4 protein-coding genes are annotated in these 3,832 nt (G+C 73.0%); all 4 read left to right on the forward strand.

Going from position 1 to position 3,832, the window contains the following annotated elements:
* A partial coding sequence (locus ACVNF4_RS33555) for an acyl carrier protein (RefSeq protein WP_461806648.1) occupies nucleotides 1-561 on the forward strand: 561 nt, incomplete at its 5' end.
* Nucleotides 558-2,072, forward strand: a complete 1,515-nt coding sequence (locus ACVNF4_RS33560; protein ID WP_461806649.1) for an amino acid adenylation domain-containing protein — start codon at nucleotides 558-560, stop codon at nucleotides 2,070-2,072. The genes ACVNF4_RS33555 and ACVNF4_RS33560, both read left to right, overlap by 4 nt.
* Nucleotides 2,073-2,155: 83 nt before the next feature.
* The gene (locus tag ACVNF4_RS33565) at nucleotides 2,156-3,340 is read left to right on the forward strand and encodes an FAD-dependent oxidoreductase (RefSeq protein ID WP_461806650.1); all 1,185 of its coding nucleotides are present in this window, start codon (nucleotides 2,156-2,158) and stop codon (nucleotides 3,338-3,340) included.
* 224 nt (nucleotides 3,341-3,564) lie between these two features.
* Nucleotides 3,565-3,832, forward strand: a 268-nt coding sequence (locus ACVNF4_RS33570) for a hypothetical protein (protein ID WP_461806651.1), incomplete at its 3' end; no start/stop codon positions are given.

Below are 3,832 nucleotides of genomic sequence, written 5' to 3' on the forward strand. Positions count from 1 at the left end.
GCGTTCCTCTTCAGCGGCCAGGGCACCCAGTACGCCGGCATGGGCGCCGCCCACCCGGTCCGGGACATCTGCCACACCGCCGCCCTGCGCCGCGACCACCACCCGGAGCACCGGCTGGCCGTGGTCGGCGCGACCCACGCGGAACTCCTCGCCCGGCTGAAGGGCGAAGGGCGGGCCGCGCGAGGCACGCTCGCGAAACTCGCCGCGCGGTACACGGCGGGCGAGGACGTCGACTGGGAGCCCGCCGTCGGCAAGGCCGGCCGCTACGTCCCGGTCCCCGGCTACCCCTGGCAGACCAAGCGCTACTGGGCCGGCGAGCGGACCGAGGACGCGCAGGAGGACGACCTCGCGGCCTGGGTGCTGCGCGAGCACGCCCGCACCGCCTTCGAGGACACCTCCACCCTCACCGACATCGGCATCGACTCCCTCGCCAAGCTCCGCATCGTCGTCGACCTCGCCAAACGCACCGGCCAGGACATCGACCCGGAGGAACTGGGCCTGCTCCGCACGGTCGGGGAACTGCGCACGTGGACCCGGACCCTGGAGGCGGTCGCCCGATGAGCGGACCGCTCGATCTGTACAGCCGGTTCGCCGAGGCGGCCGAGCGACATCCCGGCGAGACCGCCCTCGAAGCCGGGGGAGAAGCACTGACGTACCGTCAACTCCGGTCAGCGGCCGAAGAGTTGGCCGAAAAAATCGGCGCGGTGAAACGGGTCGGCCTCCTTGCCTCCCGCACCCTGCCCGCCTACGCCGGCTGGCTCGCCGCCCTGCGGGCCGGCGCGGCCGTCGTCCCCCTCAACCCCGAGCACCCCAGCGCCCGCACCGCCGACATCGGCCGCGCCGCCGGGCTCGACCTGATCCTCGCGGACGCCGCCGGAGAGGGGCCCGGCGACGTGGGCGTGCCCGTCCTCGCCGTCGGCGTGGACGAGGTGAAGGCATGGGCGGAGCAGGCCGCGCCCGCCCGGCCGTACACGCCCCCCGCCCCCGACGACACCGCCTACCTCATCTTCACCTCGGGCTCCACCGGCCGCCCCAAGGGCGTCCCCGTCGCGCACCGCAACATCTGCGCCTACCTCGACGACCTCGCGGGCCGCTACGGCATCGGCCCCGGCAGCCGGCTCTCGCAGAGCTTCGAGCTGACCTTCGACGGCTCGGTGCACGACCTCTTCGTCGCCTGGGCCGAGGGCGGGACGCTCGTGGTGCCCCGCCGGGCCCAGCTCATGTCACCGGTGCGGACCGTCAACACCCTGCGCCTGACCCACTGGTTCTCCGTACCGTCCCTCATCTCCTTCGCCTCCCGGCTCGGCACCCTCACGCCGGGCGCCATGCCCACCCTCAGATGGAGCGTCTTCGGCGGCGAACCCCTCCCCCTCCAGGCCGCCCGGGAGTGGCGCGAGGCGGCCCCCCAAAGCCGGATCGACGTCCTGTACGGCCCCACCGAGGCCACCATCTCCTGCACCGGCCACCTCCTGCCCGACGACCCCGCCGACTGGCCCGACACCCCGGGCGGCACCGCCCCCATCGGGACCCCCCACCCGAGCGTGGAAGCGGTCCTGCTGGGCGAGGACGGCCGGCCCGGCGACACCGGCGAACTGTGCGTGCGCGGCGCACTGCGCTTCGCCGGCTACCTCGACCCCGGCGAGAACACCGGACGCTTCCTCGACGAGGAACTCCGGCCCACCGACGGCGCCCCGGCCCCCGGCCACTGGTACCGCACCGGAGACCGCGTCACCCGGCAGGGCGGCGCCCTCGTCCACCTCGGCCGCACCGACCAGCAGGTCAAGATCCGCGGCCACCGCATCGAACTGGGCGAGATCGAGGCCGCCCTGCGCCGCCAGGAAGGCGTGCGCGACGCCGCCGTGATCGCCGCCGTCGCGGCCGACGGCGAACCGGAACTGCTGGCCGCGGTCACCGGCGACGGCGGCCCCGACGCCCTCTACGAGGCGGTTGGCGGTGAGCTGCCGCCCTACATGATGCCCCGGCGCATCACCGTCCTCGACGCGCTGCCCCTGAACGCCAACGGCAAGATCGACCGGCGTGCCCTGCTCGCCGCACTGGGCCGGGACGGCTGACATCCCCCAGGGCTCCGACGGACCCCAGGTCCTCACCACCCCCCACACCTCATCCCCTAGTTGCCGACATGTAAGGCTCCGACATGTTCGACGCCATCGTGGTGGGGGCGCGCTGCGCCGGTGCACCCACCGCCATGCTGCTCTCCCGAGCCGGCTACCGGGTCCTGCTTCTGGACCGGACGGCCTACGGCACGGACACCCTCTCCACCCACCTGCTGCACCAGCCCGGCGTCGCCACCCTGGCCCGCTGGGGCCTGCTGGACAGACTGCGCGAGACCGGCTGCCCACCCATCGAGCGCGTGCGCTACGAGGTGGACGACATCAGACTCGAAGGCTGCGCCCGAGGCGTGGAGGGCCAGCGCGCGGCCTACTCCCCGCGCCGCAACATCCTCGACCCGCTGCTGATCGACGCCGCCGTGGAGGAGGGCACGGAATACCGCGAACGGTGCGAAGTGAACGGACTGCTCCACGACGAGACCGGCCGGGTCGTGGGGGTTCGGGGAAGATCCGGGGGACGCACCTTCACCGAAACCGCCCGGCTCGTCATCGGCGCGGACGGCATGCGCTCCACCGTCGGAGCCCTCGTCGGGGCCCCCTACACCGTGGAACACCCCCGCCTGACCTGCGCGTACTACGCGTACTACCCGAAGGCGACGAACGCGCTGGAACTGTACGAGAAGCCTCGCAGCTGGGTGGCCGCCGTACCCACCCACGACGACGCCACCCTCGTCCTCGCCTACTTCCCGCAGGACCGCTACCCCGAGGTCCGCGCCGACGCCCACGCCGCCTACCTCGCCCAGGTCCAGGACACCGCCCCCGACCTGTACGAGCGGATCGCGGGCGGCGAACCCCTGGAGAAACTGCGCGGCACCGGACGCCAGCAGAACTTCTTCCGCAAGGCCAACGGCCCCGGCTGGGTCCTCGTCGGGGACGCCGGACACCACAAGGACTCCATCACCGCCCGCGGCATCAGCGACGGCTACCGGCAGGTCGAACTCCTCACCGACCGCCTCACCGGCACCCTCGGTGACGACCCCGCCGTCCTCGACACGGCCCTCAAGGACTTCAGCGAGGACCGCGACAAGGCCCTCATGGGCGGCTACGAGGCGACCCTCGGCGTCGCCCGCCTCGACCCGCACGAGCAGCGCCTGTCCCTGCTGCGGGCCGTCCAGCAGGACGAGGAGCTCACCTCGATCTATTTCGACACGGTCGCCGGAATCGCCCCGGCGAGCGCGCTCTTCACACCGAGGCTCCTGGCGCTCCTGTGACCCCCTGTCCGCCCCGCCCCCTCTTCGGCGGTCTTGTACCGGAGCCAACTGTGCCGTGACGTGCGGAAGTTGCCTCGGGCGTATGCTGACGCTGCGCCATGATCCTGATACGGTGCAGCTCATCGCCGACATTCGAACACGCCGAGTCCACCGGCCGGACGGAGAAGCCCCCCGGGCCCACCCGTCCGCCGGTCCAGGTGTGTCGCTGCTGTACGAGGAATCAGATGCCAGGCATCCGCGACCGGCGGACCCGTAACCGCTCCGCCCACCGCAGTCCGCTGCGCTCCTCGTTCGTCGTCCCCTTCATGGTCCCCGCGATCTGCCTCACCTGCCTGTGGGGCTACACGGCGGCCGAGCTGGCCGACGAGCAGAGCCACGCCCGCGCCCTCACGCTGCCGGCGCACGACGTGCTCGCGCACCTCCAGACGGAGCGCAGACTCACCGCCCGCCGGCCGGCCGACCGCACCCCGGAGCACCACGCCGAGCTGGCCG

This window comes from Streptomyces sp. S6, from assembly GCF_054880855.1.

Bases quoted from the DNA above. Each gene is read 5' to 3' on its own strand.
- ACVNF4_RS33560 (WP_461806649.1), top strand. From the start codon at position 558: ATGAGCGGACCGCTCGATCTGTACAGCCGGTTCGCCGAGGCGGCCGAG.
- ACVNF4_RS33565 (WP_461806650.1), top strand. From the start codon at position 2,156: ATGTTCGACGCCATCGTGGTGGGGGCGCGCTGCGCCGGTGCACCCACC.